The following is a 24,403-nucleotide window of genomic DNA, read 5'->3' on the forward strand; positions in this document are numbered from 1 at the left end:
GGTTGCCAAGCGTGTGGTCAGGTCGCGCTCTTCAGGCATTCCAGGATCGCGGACTTGGCCTCGTCGCTCAGGGGCGGTCCGGCGACGGCCGTGTGGTCCACGAGACCCTCGATCTGGTCCCGCGACGCGTAGGTCAGGTACCAGTCGGCGACACATCCGGCCGCCGCGTCCGGAACGTCGGACGTCCGCGGATCACTCTTGACGGCGGTGATGAGATCGGCCCGGGTCGGGCCGTCGGGGGTGGCTGCCCGCCAGACGGCGGCGCCGGCCCCGGCCGCGATGAGGACGGCTAGAGCCGCGGCCGGAAGCACGCGTTGAGTCGTACGCATGCCGGTCACCGTAACCGGTTCCCCCTCAGCGCGAGAATCACTGCTGTCAATATGCTACGCCTGTGACGTAGCAGACACGAACCTCGCCGCAGAGGTCAACGCGGCTTCGTGCCACATGGATCCCGATAAATGTCCACACGGGGCAGACGGGCGCCGCCGCTCCCGCTTACCTTGTCTGCGGACCAACACTCGGTAGCCGTGATGATTCTTCGGGGGGATCAATGCGCGCTTCGCTGGGCGTCAGCCTTCGCAAACGACTCGCCGTCGCCGTCGCCGCGCTGCTCGGCGCCACGCTGGCGGCGCCGCCAGCGGCCGCGTCACCGCGCACACCTCAGCCCTCCGAACGGCAGGCGGCCCCGGCGGCGGCCGCGCCCGCCGAGGCCGGCCCCCGCGACTTCTTCTACGACGCCGCCGGGCAACTGGTCGCCACCGGCAACGGCACCGAAATCGCGGTCCACCGCTATGACGACGCCGGCAATCTGCTCGGCACCGAGCGGATCGCCGCGTCGAAGACCACCGTCTTCGCGCTCGTGCCGGCCCGCGGCCCGGACGGCGCCAAGGTGGAGATTCAGGGCACCGGGTTCTCCGCGACGGCCTCGGCCAACACCGTCACCTTCGACGGGATCGACGCGCCGGTCCTGACCGCCACGGTCAACCGGCTCACCGTGCAGGTCCCGGCGGGCACCACCGACGGCGTCGTGCGGGTGCGCGTCGGCGACGCCACGGCGACCAGCCCGAAGCCGTTCCTCCTCGGCCGGGGCGCGCCGGCGCCCGTGGTCACCGCCGTCTCCACCGACCGTGGCAACAAGAACGACGTCGTCACCATCACCGGCACCGGATTCGATCCCGACGCGAACCGCAACGTGGTCATGTTCCACCGGACCGTCGCACGGGTCCAGGCGGCGAGCGCGACCAGCCTCACCGTGCGGATCCCCGCCGCCGCCGGGTCCGGCCGGATCACCGTGCGCACGCCCGGCGGCACCGCGACCAGCCCCGCCGACTTCCTGGTCGCGCCGCGCGGCTTCGTGATGAACGACCTGGTCTACGCGGGCACGATCGGCGCGGCGCGGGCCGGCGTCACCGCGACCATTCCAGCCGGCAAGTCGGCGCTGGTCCTGCTCGAGGGCAAGGCGGGGGAGCGGGTCAACCTCACCACCGACAACAACACCGTGCCGGTCCGCTCGGCACTGTGGACGTTCACGCCCTTCGGCGGCAACTTCGGCCGTGGCTCGCTGGGTGACCCCATCGACCTCTGGGCCGGCGGCGCGCTGAGCCAGGACCTGCCCGCCCTGCCCGCCACCGGCCTGTACGCGATGGTGGTCAAGCCGAACGGCGGCGCGGCCGGCTCGATGCGGCTGACCGCCTCCGGGACGCTCGCCGGTGTCCGGCTCACCAAGGACGGCGCCGGTGTGCCGTTCCAGATCACCGTGCCGCAGCAGGCCAAGGAGTTCCCGTTCACCGCGGCGGCCAACGAATGGCTCAGCCTCGGCCTGACCGAACTCAGCGAGATCCACAACCACTTCGTCGTGACGATCACCGCGCCGGACGGCACGTCGGTCGGCTGGAACGCGGCGATGGACCAGTACATCCCGACGATGGTCTACAAGGCCAAGGCGGCGGGGACGTACAAGCTCTCCGTCACCTTCGGCCCGAACGAGCTCGGTTTCGCCAAGGTGTGGCTCTCCTCGGTGATCAACGGGAGCACGCTCGGCGTCAACGGCGCCGAGGCGAGCCTGCGGATCGAGCGGCCCGGCCAGTCCGTGCGGTTGCCGTTCGCCGGCACGACCGGGCAGAACCTGCAACTCGGCTACTCCGAGAACCTGCTGCAGCAGAACGACCGCCCGGCATATCCCGGTGCGCTGCTGATCGAGCCCGACGAGGTCCAGCGGGAACTGCTCACCAGCGGGTACGCCGAAGCCAAGAACCTGCCGACGCTGCGCAAGACCGGCACCCACCACCTGCTCATCACCGGCTGGCAGTCGGTCGGCACGGTCAAGGCGTGGCTCTCCACCGCGCTCGAGGGCGGGGTGCTCGGGCCGAACACGCGCCGGACGGTCACGATCGACCGGGCCGGCAGGGACGCCTTCTTCGACTTCAACGGCACCGCCGGGCGCCCGATCACCATGGGAACGATCGACAACGCGATCCCCGGCGAGGTGATGCTGCGGCTCTACCGGCCGAACGGCAACCTGGTCAGCCTCGGCTCCGGCCGTACGTTCGACGTCGCGGCGCTGCCCGACACCGGCAGGTACCGGCTCCAGGTCGACCCGGAGACCTCCGGCACCGGCCGGATCAACGTCTACGCCGCGGAGCCGGTCGACCTCGGCACGGTGGCGCTCGACCGGGCGCTGCCGGCGAACATCACGCTGCCCGGCCAGAAGGTGATCCTCAAGGTTCCCGGCCAGGTCGGCCAGCGGCTGAGCCTCGGCACCACCTCGACGATCCCGTTCCTGACGGTCCGGGTCTACAAGCCCGACAACACGCTGTTCACCAGCTACAACATGGACACCACCTGGGGCTTCGACCTGCCCGTGATGACCGTGGCCGGCGACTACCGGATCGAGCTGAGCACACCGAACCGCGACATCGGCGACCTGACGCTGTATGTGAACACCGAGCACGACGCCGGTGTCTTCACGATCGACGGGCCCACCAGGACGATCCCGTTCGCCCGGCCCGCGCAGAACGCCCGGCTGACCTTCGCCGGCACCAGCGGCGCCCGCCTCGACCTCATGATGGACCGCCTCGCGCTGACCAGCGGGACGGCCTTCTACTACACGCTGATCGGCCCGGACGGCCGCACGCTGGCGAACCACTGGTATCCGACCCGGATGCGCGACATCCTGCCGACGCTGACCGCCACGGGCACCCACACGCTGGTGCTCGACCCGCCGCAGGGCGCCACCGGCGAGGTCGACGTGCGGATCATGAACCGCACCACGCCGCTCGCCGGGGCCGGGCGGGCCGCCCACAAGCCGAAGCCGCCGGCGCAGCCCGGGTCCGCGGTCTGCGACACGGATCCCGAGGTGCGTTACGCGCCGACCTCACCGGCACCGGGGGAGGGCGCGCAGCCCGCGCCCGAGCCCGCACCGGCGAACGCCTGCCAGCTCAACGCCGGCTGGAAGCCGGACGCCCGCAACCTCAGCGGCGCGGAGTGGACCACCGGCGAGCAGACCGCGCCGGCGCGCGACCGCGCACTCCAGTTCCCGGTCGGCGTCACCGGCGTGGTCGGCAAGGTGCTGAACACGGTCGGCAAGCCGCTCGCCGAGGTGACCGTCAGCGCGGCCGGCAAGAAGACGACCACCGACGCGCGGGGCCGGTTCGCGCTGGCCGACGTGCCCGGCGGGCACCTGTCGCTGCGGGTCGACGGGCGGACCGCGAGCGTGCCGGGCAGCGAGTACGGGCTGTTCGACATCGGTGTCGAGGTCGAACGCGGCCAGGTCATGGTGCTGCCCTACACGGTGTTCCTGCCCGAGTTGGACACCGCCAACACGGTCGGCGTGCGCAGCCCCACCACCGAGGAGGTGGTGCTCACCACCAAGGCGATTCCCGGCCTCGAGGTGCACATCCCCAAGGGCACGGTGATCCGGGACGCCGACGGCAAGGTCGCCACCGAGCTCAACCTGACGCCGATCCCGATCGACCGGCCGCCGTTCCCGCTGCCGCCGACAAAGGTTCCCGTCTACTTCACGGTGCAGCCCGGCGGCGGAGTGCTGTTCCCGCAAGGCGCCACGATCATCTACCCGAACTACACCAGGGAGGCGCCGGGCTCCCGCACCCAGTTCTGGAACTACGACCCGGACGGCAAGGGCTGGCACCTGTACGGCATGGGCCGGGTCTCCCGCGACGGCAAGCAGATCGTCCCGGACGCGAACGTCAGGTTCTACCGGCTCACCGGCGCGATGACCGCCGTACCGGGGATGAACCCGCCCCTGCGGGCCCCGGTCGCGAACGGCACCCGGGTCGCCGACCCGGTCGATCCGGCCACCGGCCTGCTGGTCGACGATGCCGTCGACCTGACCGTCGAGGACCTGATGCCCATCCAGGTCAAGCGGACCTACCAGCAGGGCGACACCGACGTTCGCGCCTTCGGCGTCGGCATGAACTTCGACTACGGCATCTTCCCGTGGTCGCCCGGCGTCATCGGCAACTTCGACTTCCAGCAGTTCGACCTCGTCCAGCCGGACGGCTCGAAGATCCACTATCACCGTACGTCGCCGGGCAAGGACTACGCCGGCGCGATCTTCGCCGCCGATCCCACCCCCACCCAGTACGACGGGTCCACGGTCGCGTGGAACGGCGACGGCTGGGACGTCACCCTGCGCGACGGCACCGTGATAGTGCTCGGTGACGAGGCGCCGATCCAGGCGATCCGCGACAAGTTCGGCAACACCACGACCATCACCCGCGCCACCGCGGGCCCGGGCACCGACGGCAAGGTGCGGCTCAACGGCGCCATCACGCAGATCACCTCGCCCAGCGGCCGGTGGGTCAAGTTCGCCTACGACTCCGGCAACCCGCCGCGGATCAGCTCGGTCGAGGACAACATCGGCCGCAAGGTCAGCTACGAGTACGACGCCACCGGCCACCTCAGGAAGGTGACCAACCCGGACCTGGGCGTCACCGAGTACGGCTGGGACGCCGCCGGGCGGCTCAAGACGATCAAGGACCCGCGCGCCACCGAGTACCTGCTCAACGAGTACGACGACGCCGGACGGGTGAAGTCCCAGAAGGCCGCCGACGGCGGCATGACCACGTTCGACTACGTCGCCGCGAACGGCGTGATCACCGAGACCAGGATGACCGACGGTCGCGGGCACGTGCGCCGGTTCACCTTCAACGACAAGGGATCCGTCCTCACCGACACCAAGGCCTTCGGCACGGCGAAGGCACAGACGACCACCACGGAGTACGACGCCTCGGGCGTCCGGGTCAAGGCGACCGTCGACGCGCTGAACCGCCGCGCCGCGTACGAGTACGACGCGCAGGGCCGGGTCAAGCAGCTCACCTACCTCGACGGCACGCCGCAGGCGCAGACCGAGAGATGGGAGTACAACGGCCCCCACGGCGAGCTGACCAAGTACACCGACACGTACGGCAAGAGCACGGTCTACGAGCTCGACGCCCGCGGCGCGATCAAGAGCGTGACCGACCCGATGAACCGCAGGACCGGCGTGGTCGTCGACGCCAACGGCCTGACCACCCAGGTCACCGATCCGGCCCTGAAGACGACGGTCACCGACTACGTCGGCGCCGACCCGGTCCAGGTGCGGGACGCGGCGGGCCGGATCAGCCGGACCGGGTTCGACCCGATCGGGCGGCCGATCTCCACCGTGGACGCGCGCGGCGCCGTGACGGACACCGCCTGGAACACCAACGGCAAGGTGCGCTCGGTCGTCGACCCGCTCGGCCGGACCACGTCGTACGCGTACAACGCCAACGGTTTCCTGCGCGAGCTGACGGACGCCCGCCAGGGCAAGACCGTCTACGACTACAACCCGATGGACCTGGTCGAGAAGATCACCGATCCGCTGGGCAGGGCCGAGACCTTCGAGTACGACGCCAACGGCAACCTCAAGAAGCACACCAGCCGGCGTGACGTCGTCACCGAGCACGACTACGACGAACTGGACCGCCGCTCGGCGACCCGGATCGGCGGCACCACGACGATCGGCTACACGTTCGACCTCGGTGGTCGGCTGAGGAGCACGACCGACTCGGTGGCCGGCGTGACGACCCGGGAGTACGACGACTTCGACCGGGTCAAGTCCGAGACGACGCCGCAGGGCACGGTGTCGTACGCGTACGGCGCCACGGTCCGGGACCGGACCATGACGCTTCCGGGCCGCACGCCGACCAGGCACGTGTCCGACGCCAGCGGCGTGCTCGCCGAGATCCAGCAGAACGGCGCACAGGTCACCGTGGTGACGCCGGACGCGGTCGGACGGCCCAGGCAGATCGGTGCGCCCGGCAACGGGGTTCATCAGGCCTACACCTACACCGACGCGGGCGAGATCAAGACGATCACCTACCGCAACGGTGCCACCCAGCTCGGCGACCTGTCCTACGAGTACGACCTGGCGGGCCTGCCGATCCGCACCACGGGCGCGTTCTCGCGGACCGATCTGCCGGCCGCGTTCGGTCCCGCGACCTACGACGCGGCGAACCGGATCGCGACAATCGACGGTGCCCGGGTCGACTACGACGCCGACGGCAACCTGACCTCCGATGGCCGGACCACCTACACCTGGAACGACCGTGGTCAACTCGCCGGGTTGTCCCGGACCGGCTTCTCCGCCTCGTTCGGCTACAGCGCCGACGGCAGGCGCACCGGCCGCACGATCGACGGCACCACGACCGACTACCTGTACGACGGCGACAACCCGGTGCAGGAGAAGGTGGGCGGGGCGGTCACCGCGACCATGACCAGCGGGGGCATCGACGCCTGGCAGCTGCGGGAGTCGGGCGGCGCCACCAGGCGGTTCCTGACCGACGCCGTGGGCAGCACGGTCGCGCTTGTCGACGGAGCCGGCGCCGTCGCGTCGTACACGTACGGGCCGTTCGGCACGACCACACTCACCGGGAACGACGGCGGCAACCCGTACCGCTACACCGGGCGGGAGGACGACGGCACCGGGCTGCAGTACAACCGGGCCCGGTACTACAGCCCCGTGTTGCAGCGGTTCATCAGCGAGGACCCGCTCGGCGCCTACTCGGGTGACGCCAGCCCGTACACGTACGCGCAGAACCAGCCGACCGCGCGGACCGACCCCGATGGCCTCAAGCCCTGCCTCGGCAACAGCTTCACGCCGGAGACCAAGGTCGCGATGGCCGACGGCTCGCACAAACGCATCGCCGACGTGGAGCCGGGCGACAAGGTGCTGGCTGGCGACTCCGCGACGGGACTCACCGCGGGCAAGAGAGTCGACGCCACCATCGAGGGCGACGGCGTCAAGCGCCTGGTGAAGGTCGCGGTCGACTCCGACGGCGACGGCAAGTCGGACGGTTCGGTCACCGCCACGCGGGGGCACCCGTTCTGGGTCGTCACGCCGGGCGAGTGGCGCGACGCCAAGGATCTGCGCGCGGGTGACCTGCTCCGCACCGGAGCCGGCACGTACGCGCAGGTCACCGCGGTGGACAAACGGACCGCGACCCAGCGGGTGCACAACCTCTCCGTCGAGGGCCTGCACACCTACTACGTGGCGGCCGGCGACGCCGACGTCCTCGTCCACAACTGTGCGACCCACGGCAGCACCTGCAACTGCATCAACGGTGCCCTCCGCGGACCGGGCGGGCTGTTCGCGCCGAATCCGGCGACCCCGGTCAAGCCGCCGTCCAGCGGTGTCCACGGCAACTCGCTCAACAGCACGGCCCCGACGGTGCTCTACCAGCTCACCGACAAGGTGAGCGGCGCACACCTGAAGTGGGGCATCACGAGCAACCCGAATCCGTTCGCGCGCTACACGAAGGCCGAGATGGCCGGCAAGGACATGACGATCATCGCCAACGGCACCCGGGCCGACATGGCCGCCCACGAGCGCTTCCTCACCGAGCGTTGGCCCGGCCCGCTCAATCACGAAAAATGGGCGGGAAGCAAGCCGGCGTTCAGTCCGGGGCCATTCGACGGGAGATCGCCGTGACCTATGAGGAACCGGGCTGGAAGCCGCTCTACGTGAGCTCGATCGTGGGCGGGGGCACCCCGGGCAACCGGTCCATCAGGGACGCCCTGCAGCGCCTGGCCCGGGCGGCGGACTCCGTCGAATGGTCGGGCGGCGAGGACGAGACCGGGGTCGACGTGGTCTTCCACGTGACCGGGCCGCTGATCGCGCCGCCGGACTACTCGGGCATGCGCACCGGCACGCTGTCCCGCAAACGACGGCTGATCACCGTGCAGGTCGCGGTGCCCGTCGAGCTGGAGGCCGTGCCCGAGGAGGAGGCGCTGCGGGTCTTCGCCCGCGACCTCGTCGACGCCACGGAACTGGCCCGCACCACCGTGGCGCGCCGTAAGGACACGTTGCCGGTGCGTCAGGCCGGTCAGGTAGCCGAACGCGCCGCCCAAGCACTCACCAACTAGCACGGCACGGCGGTCAACGCACGGCACGGGTCAACGCACGGCACGGGTCAGCGCACGTCACGGGGAGGAACGTCATGAGTGGGGCACGGCGTCGATGGGCGGTGGCGCTGGCGGCCTTGGTGGCCGTCACGCCGCTGGCGATGAGCGAGGCGGGGCACGCGGCGCGCGTGGGGCACGCGGCGCGCGCGGTGCCGCCGGACGGGCCGATTCTGGTCCCGGCCGGGGCGCAGGTGCTGAAGGGCCACTACATCGTCCAGCTGAAGGGCTCGTCGGCCACGTCGCTGACCACCCGCTACGGCGGGAAGGCCGAGCACACCTACCGCAAGGCGCTGCACGGCTTCGCGCTGGCCGCCACCGAGGCGCAGGCACGCCGGTTGGCCGCGGACCCGAACGTGCTGCGGGTCGAGGCGGACACGCTGGTGTGGCCGGCCGACACCAAGCCCTATCCGATCTGGAGCCTGGACCGGGTCGACCAGCGCAGCTCCGTGCTCGACGACGAGTACACCTATCCGGCCTCGGCGGGACAGGGGGTGACCGCGTACATCCTCGACTCGGGCGTTCGCACCGCCCATGAGGAGTTCGGCGGCCGGGCGTCGGTGGGCTTCGACGCCTACGACGACGGGTGGAACGGTCAGGACTGCAACGTCCAGGGACACGGCACGCACGTCGCGGGCACGGTCGGCGGCGCCACCTACGGCGTCGCGCCCAGGGCCAACCTCGTGTCCGTACGCGTGCTGAGCTGCGCCGGGCCGGGGCCGATGAGCAAGATCCTCGCGGGCATCGACTGGGTCTCGCAGAACGCCCAGCGTCCGGCGGTGGCGAACATGAGCCTCGGCAGCACCTTCTCGGATCTGCTGAACGACGCGGTCGCGGCCTCCTCGGCGACCGGGATCACCTACGTGGTGGCCGCCGGGAACAACGACCGGGACGCCTGCAACTACAGCCCGGCGTCGGAGCCGACGGCGATCACCGTGGGCGCCAGCAACGGTGGTGACGAGCGGGCCCGCAACTGGGGCGGCACGGAGCCGGGGTCGAACTACGGCACCTGCCTCGACGTCTTCGCCCCCGGCGAGAACATCCGGTCGGCGAGCAACGTGACGGACGCGGCGAGCCGGGTGCTGCGGGGAACGTCGATGGCGTCGCCGCACGTGGCCGGGGCGGCGGCGCTGGTCCTGGCCGAACGCCCGACGGCGACACCCGCGCAGGTCACCCAGTCGTTGGTGGGCACGGCGACGGTGGGCGCACTCAAGCTGGCCAACACCGACACCTCACCCAACAAGCTCCTGTACGCCGGCCCCGACCTGTTCCCGACCCAGGCCCCGGCGCCGGGCCCGACCGCCCGACGATGACGTCAAGGCCGGGTATCCGCCGGAGGTCGCTGCTTGTCGCCGCGGCGGCCTCCGGCGTGGCCGGATGCCGCGCGGGGGCGCGACCCGCCGCGGCGCCGGAGGCCCCGGTGCATCAGGTCCCGGTGCATCAGGTCCCGGTGCATCAGGTCCCGGTGGACCAGGTCCCGGTGGTGCATCAGCCGGGCGTGGTGTCGCCGCCCCTCGCCCGCAGCTCGTTCGCCGCGTTCGACGTCACGGCCGGTGACCGGGCCGGGCTGGCGGCCGCTCTGCGGGCCGTGAGCCGTCCGGTTCCCGGCGCCACCGTCACGATCGGCCTGGGCGCGTCGCTGTTCGACGGGCGGTTCGGACTGCGGCCGCCTCGACTGCTGACGCCGATGCCGGCCTTCGCCGCGGACGTACCAAATCCGGACTGGTGCCACGGCGACCTGCTCGTCCAGGTCGCCGGTGCCACCACCGCGAAGGCTCCCACCTCCGTGCCCGGGCTCCGGCCGCGCTGGCGTATCGACGGGTTCCATCCGAACGGCACCCGGAACCTGTTCGGTTTCAAGGAGGGCGCGGGCAATCCGGAGGCCGCGGACAAGCCCCTGATGGACAGCCTCGTCTGGGTTCAGCCGGACAGCGGGGAACCGGCGTGGGCGGCCGGCGGCACCTATCAGGTGGTGCGGTTGATCCGGATGGCGATGCCGAGCTGGGACTCGGAACCCCTCGAACGGCAGGAGCAGGTGTTCGGCCGGCGCAAGGACACCGGCGCGCCGCTGGGCCTGGGCCGCGAGGCCGATGTCCCGGACTTCGCCGGGGATCCGGACGGGCGGACGATCGCGCTGAACGCGCACATCCGGCGGGCCAATCCGCGTACGCCGGAAGCGGCGGCGCACCGGATCCTGCGGCGCGGGTGGTCGTATCGGAACGGTCCGGCCGGCGCGGACGACGTCGGCCAGATATTCGTCTGCTACCAGAAGGACGTGGAGATGGGATTCGCCACCGTGCAGCGGCGGCTGGCGGGGGAGGCGCTGGAGAAATACCTGCTGCCGTTCGGCGGCGGCTACTACTTCGTGCCGCCGGCCGGCGCGTCGTACCCCGGCGAGGCGATGCTCGGGGTCTGACGCTTGGGGGAGCCGGGCATCCACGGGGAAAGATACCCGGCCGCATAGATCAAAGCACATGGCTCTGCGGCACCGCCGGGGGGATCCGACGGCCGGTGTCGCCGTGCCCCCGGGCCGTGCTGGCCAGGCATTTCGGTCGCTTTACCTGTGGGCCGGCGGCGTGGAGAATGTGTCCCCGCCGATCAAGTCGACCGCGGGGACAGTAATGCCATTCGATGGGTTCATCTCGTACAGTCATGCCGCCGACGGGCGGCTCGCACCGGCGGTCCAGCGCGGGTTGCACCGATTGGCGAAGCCGTGGCACCAGCGTCGCGCGCTGTGGATCTTCCGGGATCAGACCGGGCTGTCGGTGACGCCCACCCTGTGGACCTCCATTCAGGAGGCCCTGGACGGCTCGAAACACTTCGTGCTGCTGGCCTCCGTCGACGCGGCGCGGTCGGTATGGGTCAACCGGGAGATCGAGCACTGGTTGGCGACGAAGTCGGCGGACCGCATCCTGCCGGTGGTGACCGACGGCGTGTGGCGCTGGGATCCCGAGACCCGGGATTTCACCGACGACTCGACGGCGGTGCCGGCGGCGCTTCGAGGCGTGTTCACCGAGGAGCCGTTGTTTCTGGACCTGCGGTGGGCTCGCGATGACCTGCACCTGAGCCTGCAGCACACCCGGTTCCGCGATGCCATCGCGCAGCTCGCCGCGCCGATGCACGGGGTGAGCAAGGACGAGCTCGAGGGTGAGGACGTCCGGCAGCACCGGCGGACGCGGCGGTGGTCGACCGCCGCGGTGGCGATGCTGGTGCTGCTGACCCTGGTCGCGTCGCTGACCGGCGTCGTCGCGGTGCGTAACGCGGAGAGGGCCAACGTGGCGGCGGTGGAAGCCCGCTTGCAGCAGTCGGTGGCATCGCAGCAGCGCACCACCGCCGAACGTGCCACGGAGGAGTCGCAGCGGCAGCAGGAGAACGCCCGGGTGCAGGAGGGCCGGGCGCTGGCGGCGGGGGCCGAGACCCGTCGGCAGGAGCAGCTCGCCCGTCACCATCAGGCGCTGGCCAAGGACGCCTCGGCGGAGGCGAAGCGGGAGCAGGTCAAAGCCGTACGGTATCGGGCCAGTGCGGCCCGTCAGCAGGCCAGCGCGGAACGTCAGAAGGCGAACGCAGGACGTCAGCGAGCGTTGGCCGAGGACGCCGCCAAGGAGGCCGCGCGGCAGAAGGCCAACGGCGAGCGGCAGCTGGCGAACGCCAGGCGGCAGCAGGCGCTCGCGAGGGAGGCGACGGCACGGGCGAAGGAGCAGGAGCGGATCGCGGCGCGGCATCGCGAGCTGGCTCGGAAGGCTGACGAGGAGCGCCAGCGCCAGGAGAAGCTGGCCCGGGAGGCGGCTGAGGAGGCCCGCCGCCAGCGCGAGGCGGCGGCCTTGCAGGAGCGCGTCGGGATCAACCGGCGGCTCATGGGTCGGGCTCGCGCGATGATCTCCGACGACCCGAAGAAGGCCCTCATGCTGGGCGTGGCCGCCGAGCGCCTGCACTCCGACGAGCGGACCCGTGACCAGCTCGGCCACCTCGCCATGTCGACGCACTACGTCGGCGACCTCGGCGACGTGATCGATGTCGCGGCGGTCGGCGGGCAGGTTGTCGCCACCGCGGGTGTCGGTGGGACCGTGTCGCTGTGGGACACCTCGGACCCGGCCGAACCGGTCCGGCTCGCGCAGCTGCCGGCCGACGGGACGGCGGACAAGACCCTGGAGGCCGGCCGGGAGGGGCGGACCCTCGCGGTCGTCGACGGGCGTTCGGAGGCGGTGCTGTGGGACGTGACAGACCCGGCCCGCCCGGCGCGGCTGGCGCCGCTGAGCGACGCCGCGGGGATCGTGGCAGTGACGTTCAGCCCGGACGGGAACACCGTCGCCACGAGTAACCGTGACAAGAACACTGTCTTGTGGGACATCAGGGGTGAGGCGCCGGCCAAGCTCGCGACACTGCCGGCGGCGTACCCGTTGAAGTTCGGCCCGGACGGGCGCACCGGGGTGACCAGCGGCGCCTCGGTCACCGTCTGGGATCTGACCGATCCGGCCCACCCGGTGAAGGGCGTCGCGCTCACTTCCTTCGGCGACCGGGTCGACGCCGCCGTCGAGTTCAACCCGAAGCTGCCGATCGTGGTCGTCGAGCAGAAGGACGGCGATGTGCAGCTCTGGGACCTGAAGGACCCGGCCCGACCGAAGCGGGGTTCCCACCAGTCAGGGGTGGCCGGAAGCGCCGAATTCAGCTCGATGGCGTTCAGCCCGGACGGAGGAATGCTGGCCTACGGGGACTCTGACGGGACGACAACGCTGTGGTCCGTCGAGAACAACGACGGATGGCCGTGGCTGCCGACCGTTCTGGCCTCCATGACCGCCCGCGGCGGTCCCGTTCGGTCGATGGCGTTCAGTCCGGACGGGCGAAGGCTGACCACCGCCGGCGACCGTCGGACGGCGACTTTCTGGAACACCAGGGGCGCCTTCGCGCGCGAGGCGACCGCCACGCTCCCCGGACCGTTCCCCGGGCGGATCGTGGGACTGGCGTACGGGCCGGACGGCCGCTCGCTGATCGCCGCGGGTCAGGAGGGGTCGGCCGTGCCGTGGGACCTGGCGGATCCGGCCGGCCCCGTCCGGCGGGAGACCGTGCCGCTGCTCAGTGGCAAGATCGAAGCGGCCACCCTCAGCGATGACGGCCGCACCCTGGCCGTCATCGGCTCGGACAAGACGGTGACGCTGCTCGACCTGACCCGCCCGTCCGCTCCCGCCCACCTGGCCACGATCAAGGACGACGGAGACTTCGTGGACGTGGTGACGTTCAGCCCGGACGGCCGCACCCTGGTCATCGGCCACCGCGACGGCAAGGCGACGCTGTGGGACCTCGCCGACCGGACGCGGCCGGCGCTGCGCGCCACGCTCGCCCTCCGCAAGTTCCTGTCGTCCATCGCGTTCACCCCGGACGGGCGCACCATGGCCGTCGGCGAGGGCTACAACGTGTCGATGTGGGACATGGCCGACGTCGCCGCTCCGGCGCGGCTCACGTCGATCTCCCTCTCGGAGTTCACCGGTCACACCGCGAACGCGCTCGCGTTCAGCCCGGACGGGCGCACCCTGGCGGCCGGCACCGACGACGACTCGACAGCGGTGCTGTGGGATGTCGCCGACCCCGCCCGCCCGAGCCGGATCGCGACCCTCGTCGGCCACACCAGCCAGGTGCTCTGGGTGGGGTTCACCGCGGACGGGCGCACGCTGGCCACCTCCAGCATGGACAATGCCGTGATGCTGTGGGACGTCGCCGAACCGGGCACCCCTGTCCGGTTCGCCGCGCTGAAGAGCCCCGATCTGCAGAGTCTCAATGTGGCGTTGAGCCCGGACGGGCATACCCTGGCCGCCGGTGGCACCTTCGGGCGCCCGAGCAGGAACGTCACGCTCTGGGACACCACGGTGCCGAAGGAGCTCGCCGCGGATCCCGCCCGACATGCCTGCGCGGTCAGCGGCCGTGGGCTCAACGCCGACGAATGGGCACGCTACATCCCCGAACTCGCCCATCGGCCCACCTGTTGACAGGGGTCGATGTGCGGTTCGGTGTCACCGGTCACCGGACGCTGCCGCCGAGCATCGCCGACCGCGCGATGGATCACTGGCGTCGCGCGCTGCCCACCGGCGCCGGCCTGCGCGGTGTGTCGAGCCTCGCCGACGGCGCCGACCAGTTGTTCGCCACCCACGTACTGGCGGCCGGCGGCACCCTCGAGGCGGTCCTGCCCTGGGCGGACTACGCCGACTCGCTGACCGCGAACGGGAGCCGGGCCCGGTTCGACAACCTCGTGCGGGCGGCGGCGACTGTGATCACCATGCCGTATGCCGGGCCGTGCGAGGAGGGCTTCCTCGCCGCCGGCCAGGCCCTGGTCGACCGCTGCGACCATCTCTTCGCGGTGTGGGACGGCCTGCCGGCCCGGGGGCTGGGCGGCACCGGGGACGTCGTGGCGTACGCCCGGTCCCGCGGGCTCCCGGTCACCGTGCTGTGGATCGACGGCCTGCGACGGGCCTGATCCGCCGGACACTCCCTAGCGGCCGGGGGCGGTCGCCGGGACATCGAGGGTCGGCGCGGCGGGCACCTCCAGGTCGGAGAAGATCCGTCGGGCGCTGTCGGAGTGCGGTCCGGCGTCGTCGAGGTCGCCGGTGTGCCGCAACGCCGCGGCGATGCCGTCGTGCGCCCGCGCCCGCTCGTACCGGTCGCCGATCTCCTCGGCCATGACCAGCGCCTGGTTGTGCTGAGTGCGGGCCTCGGCCGCGTCCCCGGCGGCGTGCAGCACCTGGCCGAGGTCGTTGAGCGCCTCGGCCTCACTGGCGCGGTCCCCGATGCGCCGGTGCAGCACCAGCGCGCGGCGCAGATGACCGGCCGCCTCGGCCAGGCGGCCCTGGCGGGCGTGGACCGCGGCCAGATCGGTCAGCGCGTACGCCTCCGCGGTCCGGTCGCCGGTGCGCCGAACGGTGGCGAGGCTCTGTTCGAGGTGGACGGCGGCACGGTCGAGCGGCGCCGGGCGGTGCGGCAGCCGGGCGAGCAGGGACAGCACGTACGCCTCGCTGAACCGGTCACCGAGTGCGGCGTACAGCTCCAGGGCGGCACCGAACCGCTGCGCCGCCTGCGCGTGGTCGCCCAGCCGCGAGTCGACCAGGCCGAGGCTCACGAGCGCGTCGGCCTGGCCGGCGTCGTCGCCCAGGTCCCGGTACAACGTCCAGGCCCGCCGGTAGTGGTCCGCCGCCTGTCGGTAGTCGCCCAGTCGCCAGTCGACGCTGCCGAGGTTGCGCAGCACCAGGGCCTCGGCCGCGCGCTCGCCGAGGTCCGCGTAGAGGATCAGTGCCTGCCGGTAGGTCGTGGCGGCGTCCTGCGGACGGCCCTGCCGCCGGTACAGCCGGCCCAGGTGGGACAGTGCCCGCGCCTGCGCGGCGCGGTCGCCGACGGCCCGGGCCGCGGACACGGCGGACGCGGTGACGGTAGCCGCCTCGGCGACCGGCCCACCCGCGTCGAGATAGCGGAACAGCGTCTCGGCGAGGGCGATGGTGTGCCGGTGCCAGCCGTGCGCCGCGCCGTACGCGCAGACCGCGGCGAGGTTGGGCCGTTCCGCCTCGATCCAGGCCCGGGCCGCCTCCGGGTCGCCGGCCGTCGGGGTGCCGTCCGGATACAGCGTGGCCATCGCCGCGACGGATCCGGCGAGGTAGTGGTCGAACAGGCGGGTGACGGCGGCCCGCCGGTCCGGCTCGGCCTCGTGCCCGGTGGCGAGCTCGGCGGCGTACACGCGCAGCAGGTCGTGCATGCCGTACCGGCCGCCCCGGCCGGCCTGGACCAGGCTGGCCCGGGCCAGCACACCGAGCCACCGTCGCGCCTCGGCGGCGTCGGTGTCGGTCAGCGCCGCCACGGCGTCGACGTGGGCGGTCTCGCCCGGGTGCAGCCCGAGCAGCCGGAACGTCCGGGCCGCGCCGGCGGGCAAGTTCTCATACGACCAGGAGAACACCGCCCGCACCTCGGCGCGGGGGTCGCCACCCGCGTCCAGCAGGTCGAGCCGGTGGTCGCCCAGCTCGGCGACGAGCTCGGCCAGCGGCACATCGGTGCGCTCCGCGCCCAGCTCGGCGGCGATCCGCAGGGCCAGCGGCAGTCGGGCGCACGCCGCGGCCAGGTCGGCGGCCGCGTCCGCCTCCCGGTCCACCCGGGCGCCGATCAGTTTGCGCAGCAGAGCGACCGCGTCCGGCAGCGGCAGCAGGTCGAGGTTGACCCGCTCGGCGCCGTGCACGGCCACCATGCCGGGCAGCGAGTCGCGACTGGTGATCAGCACGAGGCACGATCCCGTGCCGGGCAGCAGTGGCCGGACCTGCTCCACCGAGGACGCGTTGTCCAGCAGAACGAGCATCCGACGGCCGGTGAGCTCGGACCGGTACCGGCCGGCGCGCTCGTCGGTGCCCGGCGGGATCTCCGGCCCCCGTACCCCGAGCGCGGTGAGGAATCCGGCCAGCGCGTCCGCGACCGCCACCGGCTGTTCGGCGTCGTAGCCGCGCAGATTCACGTAGAGCTGCCCGTCGGGGAACGCGTCCCGGACCCGGTGTGCCCACCGCACGGCCAGCGCGGACTTGCCGACCCCGGCCGTGCCGGACAGCACGGCGACGGTCAACGGCGGTTCGTCGCCGTCCGGCGGCGCCAGCAGGCGGTCCAGCGCGGCGAGTTCTCCGGTACGCCCGGTGAACGCCCGTACGTCAGCCGGCAGTTGCGTGGGCACCGTCACGGCGGCGGGTGCGACACCCGACGCCCGGGCATCGCCCGCCGACGCGGCCAGCGCGGGATCGGCGGCGAGAATCTGCTCGTGCAACCGGCGCAGGGCGGCGCCCGGGTCGCTGCCGAGCTCGTCAGCGAGGCTGCGGCGGATCCGCCGGTACTGCTCGTCCGCGTCGGCCTGGCGGCCGCACCGATACAGCGCGAGCATCGCCTGCCCGGCGAGCCGCTCGTCCAGCGGATGCTCGGCGACGGCGGCGGTCAGCGCCGGCAGCAGCTCGCCGTGCCGGCCCAGGCGAAGCAGCACGTCGTTGCCGTCCAGTTCGGCGGCGAACCGTTCGCCGAGCAGCGTGCGCCGCGTCGCGCTCAGCCACGGGGTGTCCAGGCCGGCGAACGGATCACCGCGCCACAGGTCCAGCGCCCGCACGATCAGGTCGGAGGCCGTCCGGTCCGACTCCGCCGTTCGCGCCAGCGTCATCAGCCGGCGGAACCGGTGCAGATCGACCGCCTGCGGATCCACGGTGAACAGGTAGCCGCCCGACTCCCGCCGGATCTCCACCCCGGTCGCGCCCGCGACGGCACGCCGCAGCCGGGACAGATAGCTGTAGAGCGCGCCCGCGGCCCGTTGCGGAGCGTGTTCGCCCCAGACCCGGTCGATCAACTGGTCGACCGTGACCGGCCGGCCCGTCTCGACGAGTAGCACGCCCAGCACGCACCGTTGCCGGGCGTGCCCCAGGTCGACGGGCCGGCCGTCGATCCGGGCCTCCACCACGCCGAGCACACCGAACTCCGCCGCCAACTGACCTCCGCACGCCCGTCACTCGACCAGGGGATTCAAGAAATCCACAAGGACTGTTACGAGTCTCCCATGCTTCGCACAAGATCCCTCGGCGAGCATTGGCGTCGTTGCAGGGGACAGGTCGCCCTCGCCCGGTTACGCAAGCGTGTACGGGGGAATCGGGACGTCAGGGTGACAGCACGAGGCGACGAGCGACCTGCCCTGCGACAGGCTCGCGCGGTCAGCGTCAGGCATAGCCGGCGCTGACCGCGAGCAGCCCCCTAAAGCTGGTCGGCTTCGCGAGCGAGCACCGGCATGTTCCAGCCCGCTGCCAGGCGGGACGGATACACGTTGCGGCCCTCGCCGAAGAACTCGGTGAACTTCATGATGAGCGGGTCCCAGCGCACGGGATCGACGTGGGACGTGCCCGGGATCAGCAGGTGCTCCTCCACGTGCGTGCGCGAGATCTGCACCTCGAAGGCCGTGGCGTCGACGGCCGGGGCGCCGAACGCGCGGGTGGACACCACCCGGCACTCCAGCTGGATGGGGCACTGCATGACGCGCTGCGGCCGTACGGTATCCGATGGTTGGGCGTTGAGACCGCCGACGGCGAACTTGTCCGGCATGTACTGGTAGCCCTGCCGGCGCTTGTAGTCGGGCACGTCGCGGCGTCCGGTGGTCAGGGCCAACCGGTCGACGGCGTCGACCAGGCCGGCGTCGGGCAGGTTGAGCACGGCCTCGCCGTCGCGCTTGAGGTTCGCGGCGGTCTGGCTGTAGTTGCTGAGGCCGAGCAGGCAGGACTGGCCGAGCCACCACGCCGACGACATCGGCGCCAGGTTGGTCGTGCCGTCTTCGTTGCGGCTACTGATCACGACGACCGGGGTGCCGAAGTACAACACCTTGAGGTCGGGTACGACGTGCATCTCTTGCCTCTCGCCGGTTCCGGTTCGACATTCAATGGCGACAACCATGCCGGCCGGTGACCCTTTGACGCTGGCGGTTTTCGGACGACGCGTTTCCGCGACCACGCCTACCGCACTTAGGGTGCACGCGGGAGGTGCACAATTCTGAAACCAGTTGTTGGCGTACTGGCGGTCGCGGCGATCGCCTCCACGGCGTTCTGGTGCCTCGCGGATTCGGACGAGCCGGCGTTCGCCGCGACATTCGCGGCGGAATTGACCACTCACGTGTCGCCGCTCGTCGAGGAGAAGATCTCCATGGACTGGCAGTCCGGCACGACCGGTGCCCGGCGCATGGCCTGTGCCGTGCGGCCGGTGGCGACGGAGCCGGCCTCAGCCACCACGATCGCGGAAGTGGAAGCCGTCTACGTCTGGGCGCTCTGCGAGACGCGGTCGGCCCAACCGTCAGGAACTCTGCTGCCGATCGCCGTGCACCTGAAACCTGTTGCCCGGGTCGAGATGCCGTCGGACGGTGACTGGGACAACGGGCGGGTAAAGGAGATGTTCCCCGAGCGGCTCCATGACGACCTGCTCAGCGACGGGCTAACCAACAAGGAGGTAGCCGAGCTGGAAACCGCGGTGCGGGCCAGGGCACGGGAGCTCGCGGTTCACCAGTAGCACTGCAGGGTCATGTCGTCGGCCCGCACGAATTTCGCGCCGCTGGTGTTGCCGATGATGACCTTCACGAAGACGGGGTTCGCCCCGTTGAGAGGCCAGCGGCTGGTCCACACCGGCTGGTATCCGTTCCCGTTGACGAACGGGTAGTTGCTGGACAGCAGGTGGGCGTACCCGTCCCAGACCTCGATCCCCACCTGGGCGCTGCCGGCGGACTGCACAAAGATCTGTGCGGCGCACTGCGCATAGCGCGGAGCGGCGTTCGTCGGTGCCCAGAATCCCTCGAAGGCCCACCCGTTGGTGGCGAACAGCCAGCCGTTGTTGGCGCCGGTTCGGGCGGTGCGCTGGTTGATGTCGAAACCCGCGGACGCCTGCCCGCCGGTTGCCCGGACCCAGGCGCCGGTGGGATTGACCTCGAAGCCGTCCTGTACCTGGGACATCGAGGCGTGCGCCACCCCGGAGGTCGTCGCGAGGATGACCGCGGTGAGCGCGCTGACGACCGCACAGGCGCGGACTCCGCGCGCCACGGTGGCGAAAACGATCGAGGTAGGCCCTTCGGTTCGCATGGCTGATCCCTTCGGCGGACGATGTCGCTCGTCCTCGGGCGGCCGGCGAGTGTGACGGTCATGGCCGCGTCGGGATCGAGCCTCTTCCGCGAGTCTGAGCTGGCGGCGAACGCCCGTCGACGCAGTTGACGCATTGCGGACAGGTCGGAAATATCCCCTAGCGAGTGCGGGCGGCGTCGGCGGAGTCGAACGTCACGACCTGCCCCTTGCCCGCCGTCTTCGCGGCGTACATCGCCACATCCGCGTCGTGCAGCAGCGCGTCGACCCCGGTGTGGCCCTGCCACCTGGCGACCCCGATGCTCGCGCACGGCAGGATCTCGCGGTCGCCCACGACGACCGGCTCTTGGATCGCCGCGAGAATCCGCTGGGCCACGGCCGGCGCGTCGTCCGGGCTGTCGAGGCCGTCGAGCACCACCGCGAACTCGTCGCCGCCCAGCCGTGACGCGGTGTCGTGACCGCGCACGCGATCGCGCAGCCGTTGCGCGACGGCGGTGAGCAGCGCGTCGCCCACCGCATGCCCGTACTCGTCGTTGACCTGTTTGAACCCGTCGAGGTCGATGAGGAGTACGGCTACCGGTGAGCCCCGACGGGCGCTGGAGATCGCCTGGGCGACCCGTTCCCGGAAGAGCGTGCGGTTGGCCAGCCCGGTGAGTCCGTCGTGGAAGGCCTGGTGCCGCATGGTGGCGAAGGCGTCCTCGAGGGCGACAAGGGTCTCGTTGAGGGCGCGGCCCATCTGCCCGACCTCGTCGCGACTGTTGACGTTGAGGCGGCGGCTGAAGTCCCCGCGCCCGACTCCGCTGAGCACGTCGACGGCCTCCCGCAGGGGGCGGGAGATCGTGCGGGCCGCGAGCACCGACAGGGCGATCGCGACGATGGTGCCCGAGGCGAGGAGCAGCATCATCATGCGGCCGGTGTTCTCGCTGCTCTCGCGCGCGTTCTTGGCGCCCGCGGCGACGGCGTCGACCAGGTTGGCGAGGAACTCGTCGGCCCGTTCCTTCACCGCGCGGGCGATGGCCTCCGAACGCACCAGCACGATGGACGCGGCACGCCGCCGCTCGCCCACCGCGCTGGCCTGCAGCGCGGTGTCCCGGATGGTCCGCCACAACTTCAGGACCGCGGTGAAGGAGTCAAGGCGCGAGCGTTCCAGGTCGGGCAGCCCGACGGTGCTCAGCTTGTCGAGCAGCAGCGTGATCGTGGTGTCGGTGTGCGCGATCGTGGCGGCCGCGTTGTCCTGGTAGAAGCCCCGGTCGGAGAGGATGTGGGCGAGCACGGCCTCCTGCTGGGTGCCGATCGCGGCCCGGATGGCCGTCATGTGCGCCAGGGCGACCACGTTCACCCGGTACTGGTGGTCCTGCTGCGCGGCGAGGTCGCGGCTGCTGAACAGGCCGAGCACGCCGACTCCCGCGAAGATCGCCGCGACGACCAGGGAGACGCACGCGATCTTGGTGCCGACGCGCAGATAGGCGAACGGGCGGCGCAGTCGCGCTAACCAGGCCCCGTACCGGAGCTTGGCCGCCGTGCCCCTCGGTCCCGCGCCCATTACGACGGCCGCGTCAACCCGGCGGCCACGATGCCTCGATCCGCCCGAGCACGGTGGCCGTGTCGTCACCGTTGATCCAGTCGACCATGCCGGACCAGAACGTACCCGCGCCCACGGCGGAGGGCATGAGGTCCGAGCCGTCGAAGCGGAAGGTCACCGTCGGATCGGCCAGCAGCTTCGCGGAGAGCTTGAGTACGGGCTCCGCCACGTTGGCCGGGTCGAAGCCGCGGTTGGCGCTGATGACCTTGCCGATCCGGGCGCGATTGTTGGCGAACTCCGGCGTGGACATGTAGGCGGTGACCAGGTTGACCTCGGGCCGGTCGGTGATCGCGCCGGCGAAGTTGCCGCCGCCGACGATCGGCCGCCCGTGCGCCGGGTCGATCGGGGGCAGGTGGAAGGCGAAGACGTCGCCGTCCTCGGCGACCCGGGCGTTCGGTGGCAGCCAGCTCGTGTAGAACGACGCCTGGTGGTGCATGCCGCACTTACGCTCCAGGACCGGCAGGCCCCCCTCCTGGAATCCCGTGGTGGCGATGCTCTTCACGCCGCCGTGGCCGCCGTTGACGTACGCCGGATTGCGCAGGATGGCACTGACCCGGTCGAGCGCGGCCACCACCCGCGGATCGTCGAACGGGATGGTGTGCGCCACCCACTTGTCGAAGACGTCCGGTCCCGCGGTGCGAAGCAGGACGTCCTCGAGCCAGTCCGTGGCCGGCCAGCCGGACGCGGCCCCGGACGCGAGCCCGGCACACCACGGCTTGACCCCGTCGTCGGCGATCCGGGCGGTCAGAGTCATCAACTCGTCCCAGCTGTTGGGGATGGCGTACCCCTTCTCCCGGAACAGCCGGGGCGAATACCAGACGAACGACTTGACGTTGCCCTCGATGGGCGCGGCGTAGAACTGGCCGTCGACCGTCCCGTAGCGCAGCCAGTCGGCCGACCACCACCGCTCCGCGTTGGCCCGTACCTCAGCGGTGGCCGGCTTGAGCAGGCCCGCGCGCGCCATCCGCGTGATCAACCCCGGCTGCGGGAAGAAGCCGATGTCGGGACCCTTGCCGGAGCGCACCCGCGACTCCACGGTGGCTTCGAAGTCGGTCGAGCCCTCGTAGGAGATGTCAATGCCGGTGCACTGCTCGAAGGCTTCCCAGACCCGCTCCAGCGTGGTGGCCTCGACGTCGCGGATGGTCCCCTCAATGGTGACCTTCGTACCGTCCTGACCCTTATACGCACCGTACGGGCGGCAAGCGGCGCCGCCGGACTCCGGCTCCTCGCCGCCGCAACCGACCGCGAGGACGCACGTCAGCGGCAGCAGAAACGCCCACAACCGCCGCATGGCCGCCCCTTCCGCAGCAATTCATCCCCAAACCATCGAACCATGCGGTCAGGGACGCCCGGCTTCCGGTGACGAAAATCGAGGAGAGTTTCCCGCCAAGCTGTCGGGATAAGGCCGATTTCGCCCGCCCCGGCTGTGTCGACGTCCGCGGGCTGAGTTACCGGACCGGGTCTGGGGTGTGGTCTGTCACCGACTGGTCGGTGCCGACGAGCGAGGGCAGAGCGGTGGGGACGTCCTTCTCCTGGTCGGAACCGGAGGCGCGGGCCTCGGCCAGCACATCGGCGGGGACGTGCGTCTGGAGGAACCGTCTCGCCATCCGGGTCGACGGGTGTATCGCGATGGTGGCCACCACGATGATGCCGGCGATCACCAGCCAGCCGGCGGCGCCCCAGTTCATCGCGAGGAAGGTGAACACCGCCGGCGCCCACACCTTGCCGAGGGTGCTGCTCATCTCGGCCGCGCCCTGGTAGGCGCCCCGCTGGCGAGGGTCCATCAGCTCAGCCTCGAACGTCCAGGTGGCCGCCGAGAGGTAGAGCTCGGCCCCGGTCACGGTGACGTGCCCCAGCCACACCAGGGCGATCGTGATCCAGCCGACGGTGTCGTGGGTCGCCAGCGTGATCAGGCAGGAGATCACGAGGAAAGTCGACGACAGTCGGACCGCCCGCAGCGCGGTGGAGACGCCGCTGACTCCCCGTGCCGCCGCCATCGGCAGGAAGATGCACATCACCGTGTTGGTGCCGAACAGGAAGGCCAGCAGCACGCGTGGGGCGTCCGTCTGCTCGACCAGCCACAGCGGGATCACGACGTTGAGCAGCACCTGGTTGGTCCAGAAGACCCCGGTGAAGAAGCTCGTCAGCAGCCAGCCGGGATTGCGCATCGGTCCCGGGCCGGGAACCTTCGCCTTGCGTTCCACCGGGGTGCGATTGTCATGCCGGGCCCGCGGCAGCCGGCTGATGGCGGTGGCGTTGACCAGGAAGACCGCGGCGGTGAACCAGGGCAACGCGTGCAGGACGTCGTTGGAGTGGAACGCCAGGGCGACGCCACCGAGGAGAGAGCCGAGGGTGAAGCCGAGGTTCAGGGCCGAGTACATGTAGGCCCGGGACTTCACCCGCTCCTCGGGCGGCAGCGCGTCGATCGTGTACGCGCCGAACGCGGCGTTGCCGAGGGCGCCGATGACCTCCATCCCCACGGCCATGGCGACGTACTCGTGGAAACCGGTGATGAGGGGCCACACCCCGAACATCGCCGCCTGCCCGGCCGCGCCGACCACCCACATCCTCTTCGGCCCGAAGCGGTCGACCAGCTTGCCCATCGGCCACGCGGCCAGGAACGCGGCGATCCCGGCGATGGTCAGGCCGAGACCGACCTCGGCGGCGGACAGCCCGACGATCTGGGTGAAGAAGACCGCCGAGCCGGTCATGAAGGTGCCTTCGCCGATGGCGAAGAGCAGCGATTGGGCAGACAACCGTCCGGCCAGCCGTGAGGGGGGACGCACTTGAC

14 protein-coding genes are annotated in these 24,403 nt (G+C 71.3%); 7 read left to right on the top strand and 7 right to left on the bottom strand.

Going from position 1 to position 24,403, the window contains the following annotated elements; genetic code table 11:
• Nucleotides 1-17 precede the first annotated feature (17 nt).
• The gene (locus tag AB0M36_RS17955; RefSeq protein WP_364158568.1) at nt 18-329 is read right to left on the bottom strand and encodes a hypothetical protein; all 312 of its coding nucleotides are present in this window, start codon (nt 327-329) and stop codon (nt 18-20) included.
• Nucleotides 330-550: 221 nt separating this feature from the next.
• Between AB0M36_RS17955 and AB0M36_RS17960 the strand changes: the two genes are divergently transcribed.
• From AB0M36_RS17960 to AB0M36_RS17985, 6 genes are all read left to right on the top strand, one after another.
• A complete protein-coding gene (locus tag AB0M36_RS17960) occupies nt 551-7,969 on the top strand; it encodes an RHS repeat-associated core domain-containing protein (RefSeq protein WP_364158571.1) in 7,419 nt (2,472 codons plus the stop codon).
• Nucleotides 7,966-8,403, top strand: a complete 438-nt coding sequence (locus AB0M36_RS17965; protein WP_364158573.1) for a hypothetical protein — start codon at nt 7,966-7,968, stop codon at nt 8,401-8,403. The genes AB0M36_RS17960 and AB0M36_RS17965 overlap by 4 nt, the downstream gene beginning before the upstream one ends.
• A gap of 74 nt (nt 8,404-8,477) precedes the next feature.
• The gene (locus AB0M36_RS17970) at nt 8,478-9,752 is read left to right on the top strand and encodes a S8 family peptidase (protein WP_364158576.1); all 1,275 of its coding nucleotides are present in this window, start codon (nt 8,478-8,480) and stop codon (nt 9,750-9,752) included.
• A gap of 107 nt (nt 9,753-9,859) precedes the next feature.
• Nucleotides 9,860-10,855, top strand: a complete 996-nt coding sequence (locus tag AB0M36_RS17975) for a Dyp-type peroxidase (protein ID WP_364158578.1) — start codon at nt 9,860-9,862, stop codon at nt 10,853-10,855.
• Nucleotides 10,856-11,060: 205 nt separating this feature from the next.
• Entirely contained in the window at nt 11,061-14,417 is a 3,357-nt protein-coding gene (locus AB0M36_RS17980; RefSeq protein WP_364158581.1) for a TIR domain-containing protein, read from the top strand.
• A gap of 11 nt (nt 14,418-14,428) precedes the next feature.
• Nucleotides 14,429-14,902: a hypothetical protein gene (locus tag AB0M36_RS17985; RefSeq protein WP_364158584.1), complete on the top strand. Its 474-nt coding sequence runs from the start codon at nt 14,429-14,431 to the stop codon at nt 14,900-14,902.
• 15 nt (nt 14,903-14,917) lie between these two features.
• Here the strand turns inward: AB0M36_RS17985 and AB0M36_RS17990 are convergent, their stop codons facing one another.
• Complete coding sequence (locus tag AB0M36_RS17990; RefSeq protein ID WP_364158586.1) at nt 14,918-17,914, bottom strand: tetratricopeptide repeat protein; 2,997 nt, start codon at nt 17,912-17,914, stop codon at nt 14,918-14,920.
• A gap of 260 nt (nt 17,915-18,174) precedes the next feature.
• Nucleotides 18,175-18,816 carry a flavin reductase family protein gene (locus AB0M36_RS17995; RefSeq protein WP_364158589.1) on the bottom strand — a complete coding sequence of 214 codons (642 nt, stop codon included), beginning with the start codon at nt 18,814-18,816 and terminating at the stop codon, nt 18,175-18,177.
• 252 nt (nt 18,817-19,068) lie between these two features.
• Here AB0M36_RS17995 and AB0M36_RS18000 point away from each other — a divergent pair, with 252 nt between their 5' ends.
• A complete protein-coding gene (locus AB0M36_RS18000) occupies nt 19,069-19,470 on the top strand; it encodes a hypothetical protein (protein ID WP_364158592.1) in 402 nt (133 codons plus the stop codon).
• Here the strand turns inward: AB0M36_RS18000 and AB0M36_RS18005 are convergent.
• The 4 genes from AB0M36_RS18005 to AB0M36_RS18020 all read right to left on the bottom strand — a co-directional run bounded on the left by AB0M36_RS18005 (nt 19,461) and on the right by AB0M36_RS18020 (nt 24,398).
• Complete coding sequence (locus AB0M36_RS18005) at nt 19,461-20,033, bottom strand: hypothetical protein (protein ID WP_364158594.1); 573 nt, start codon at nt 20,031-20,033, stop codon at nt 19,461-19,463. The genes AB0M36_RS18000 and AB0M36_RS18005 overlap by 10 nt on opposite strands.
• 157 nt (nt 20,034-20,190) lie before the next feature.
• Nucleotides 20,191-21,573 (bottom strand): diguanylate cyclase, encoded by a 1,383-nt coding sequence (locus tag AB0M36_RS18010; protein WP_364158596.1) that lies wholly within the window; start codon nt 21,571-21,573, stop codon nt 20,191-20,193.
• Nucleotides 21,574-21,586: 13 nt separating this feature from the next.
• Complete coding sequence (locus tag AB0M36_RS18015) at nt 21,587-22,903, bottom strand: ABC transporter substrate-binding protein (protein WP_364158598.1); 1,317 nt, start codon at nt 22,901-22,903, stop codon at nt 21,587-21,589.
• Between the two features lie 157 nt (nt 22,904-23,060).
• On the bottom strand, nt 23,061-24,398 hold the full coding sequence (locus tag AB0M36_RS18020; protein WP_364158600.1) for an MFS transporter: 1,338 nt from the start codon (nt 24,396-24,398) through the stop codon (nt 23,061-23,063).
• Between the last annotated feature and the right edge of the window lie 5 nt (nt 24,399-24,403).

The sequence above is a fragment of the Actinoplanes sp. NPDC051346 genome, assembly GCF_040682215.1.
Lineage (GTDB): Bacteria > Actinomycetota > Actinomycetes > Mycobacteriales > Micromonosporaceae > Actinoplanes.

Excerpts from the sequence above, each read along its gene's own strand:
- AB0M36_RS18010 (WP_364158596.1), bottom strand. The coding sequence starts at position 21,573 with ATGGGCGCGGGACCGAGGGGCACGGCGGCCAAGCTCCGGTACGGGGCC.
- AB0M36_RS17955 (WP_364158568.1), bottom strand. The coding sequence starts at position 329 with ATGCGTACGACTCAACGCGTGCTTCCGGCCGCGGCTCTAGCCGTCCTC.
- AB0M36_RS17960 (WP_364158571.1), top strand. The coding sequence starts at position 551 with ATGCGCGCTTCGCTGGGCGTCAGCCTTCGCAAACGACTCGCCGTCGCC.
- AB0M36_RS17970 (WP_364158576.1), top strand. The coding sequence starts at position 8,478 with ATGAGTGGGGCACGGCGTCGATGGGCGGTGGCGCTGGCGGCCTTGGTG.
- AB0M36_RS17995 (WP_364158589.1), bottom strand. The coding sequence starts at position 18,816 with ATGCACGTCGTACCCGACCTCAAGGTGTTGTACTTCGGCACCCCGGTC.
- AB0M36_RS18005 (WP_364158594.1), bottom strand. The coding sequence starts at position 20,033 with ATGCGAACCGAAGGGCCTACCTCGATCGTTTTCGCCACCGTGGCGCGC.
- AB0M36_RS18015 (WP_364158598.1), bottom strand. The coding sequence starts at position 22,903 with ATGCGGCGGTTGTGGGCGTTTCTGCTGCCGCTGACGTGCGTCCTCGCG.
- AB0M36_RS17980 (WP_364158581.1), top strand. The coding sequence starts at position 11,061 with ATGCCATTCGATGGGTTCATCTCGTACAGTCATGCCGCCGACGGGCGG.